This is a genomic window from Desulfobacter curvatus DSM 3379 (assembly GCF_000373985.1).
Taxonomy (GTDB): Bacteria; Desulfobacterota; Desulfobacteria; order Desulfobacterales; family Desulfobacteraceae; genus Desulfobacter; species Desulfobacter curvatus.
The window spans coordinates 1-1,820 of record NZ_KB893011.1 but is presented as its reverse complement, the minus strand read 5'-3'; the positions used below and the strand labels follow the sequence as shown (position 1 = coordinate 1,820).

The window sequence follows — 1,820 nt, the reverse complement described above, 5'->3', positions numbered from 1 at the left end:
TATTAATCATGTTATCCCTTTTTCAGAACCAGAATTTTAAAGCATGCAAAGCTTGTCACTAACAGAAGAACGGATCGTAAGATCTGCCAGATATTATCGTAGTCCGAATAATCTATGGAGGCCGTTTGTTCGCTTGAGGAGCCCCATTTTCCAATATCAACCGTTTGTATAGAAGAACCTGATCCGGACGGACCGGTAAAAATGTCAAAAGGAAGGCTGAAAAGATCTGATTCTTTTAACGTGGTTATGAAAAGATCATATCTCTCAGAATATTTGGTTTTGATTGCAGTTAAAGTCTCTGTTTCGTCCAGGTCCGAGATATTGTCTGTAATGGTCGTGTCTATTGTTTGGCTGGGATCTATCAACTCATCTTCAACCGCTTGGCCGATCTCATCCGCAGTGGGTGTACCGGATTTTTCACCGGATCTCGACCCGGACCCATTAACGCCTTTTTCGATCTTAGCCAATAAATCATTGCCAATTCCTAAATATTGCCCAATCTTTTCAAGATTTTTGTTGGATGAATCGGAATTACCGACAATTTTTCTCCAAGAATCTGAATCCGAGTCACCATCTTCTGATCCGGTTGAGGGGGGTACATCTCCAATGGTAGGGGTATCTGCTTTTGTTCCTTCACTTGCCTGATCATTTAATCCCCCTGCTTCTGTTGACGTAACCTTTTTGGTTGACTGACCATTAGAGTAAATATCTTTGGCATCATCTTCTTTTAAGTCTGATGAATTAATCCAATTTGGACTATTAACAAAAGTTGATGTATAGGTGCCGGCTGATACTCCCGCTTCAATTTCATCGGCTGTAAGATCTCCTAAAAGGATATAATCCCCGTCACTGGTTACGATTAATTGAGCGACACAATTGCCTTGGGAATCAAAATAATTGGACATAATGCGGAATTGATAGGCACTGTCGGTGTCCGGATAGGCGTCTAAACCGTCTGGGATGCCGTCACTATCTGAATCAGTGGGGGAAGAATCAGCGATAACACCACAAATGTATTCAGTGTCACAATGGTAAACACCGTGAGACAAAGTTACTATTTTTGCCGAAACATTACATGCATTAACACATCCACTACAATCCCCGGACCAAGTTTCAACTGTAAAATCATATGCTGGATAAAGGCTTTCATAGTAATCAACCCTTGACTGCAAATAAGAATTCCAGTCAGCAGTTGTTTCGCCTTCAAAACATTGAGTAACAGCATAAGCAAGATTGAAACAAATAAACGGCAGACAAAAACCTATTGAAAACCAAAATAATTTTTTCATTTCGCCCCAAGAAGAGTTGCTCATAAAACACTCGTCCAAATCAGTGCCGTACTCCTCAATTCATGTTGAAAAACAGGAAAAAGAGGAGCGGCACATGGGTTGCGGGTTGTCCGCATTAGTCGATTTCCTGCCAGTAAACGCGGCCGTTGAATTCCTGAAAAGAGATGGAATGGGAATAGGGTGTCATCTCCGTTGAATTATCAAAAATTTCCTTGGAAACTTTTATTTTCAAAACTTTTTCCAAGCTTCTGACGGCAACGCCCAGGTGGAAGGTTTCATCACCTTTGGAAGTGGTCCCGGCAATTTTTTCTATGAGCAGCCCTTTTACGGTTAAGCCCATGGGAATGTTCGCCATGGGAACAACCTTTTTTTCGTCTGACATTTTTTCTGCTGTTACAGCCATTTTTTAAACTCCTTTGTTGAGTGTTATCCCGGNACACCGACCGGGTTTAAATTATTGCGGTTAAAAACGATCTGTACTTTTTGGAACAGTTCTTCCTCATAATATTTCAAACGGAACTGCAGTTCCCT

At 41.2% G+C, this 1,820-nt stretch carries 2 protein-coding genes; both read right to left on the bottom strand.

The window, feature by feature from the left end:
• Positions 1–11 precede the first annotated feature (11 nt).
• Positions 12–1,313 (bottom strand): hypothetical protein, encoded by a 1,302-nt coding sequence (locus B147_RS0108455; protein ID WP_020586774.1) that lies wholly within the window; start codon positions 1,311–1,313, stop codon positions 12–14.
• A gap of 91 nt (positions 1,314–1,404) precedes the next feature.
• A complete protein-coding gene (locus B147_RS0108450) occupies positions 1,405–1,692 on the bottom strand; it encodes a hypothetical protein (protein WP_020586773.1) in 288 nt (95 codons plus the stop codon).
• Between the last annotated feature and the right edge of the window lie 128 nt (positions 1,693–1,820).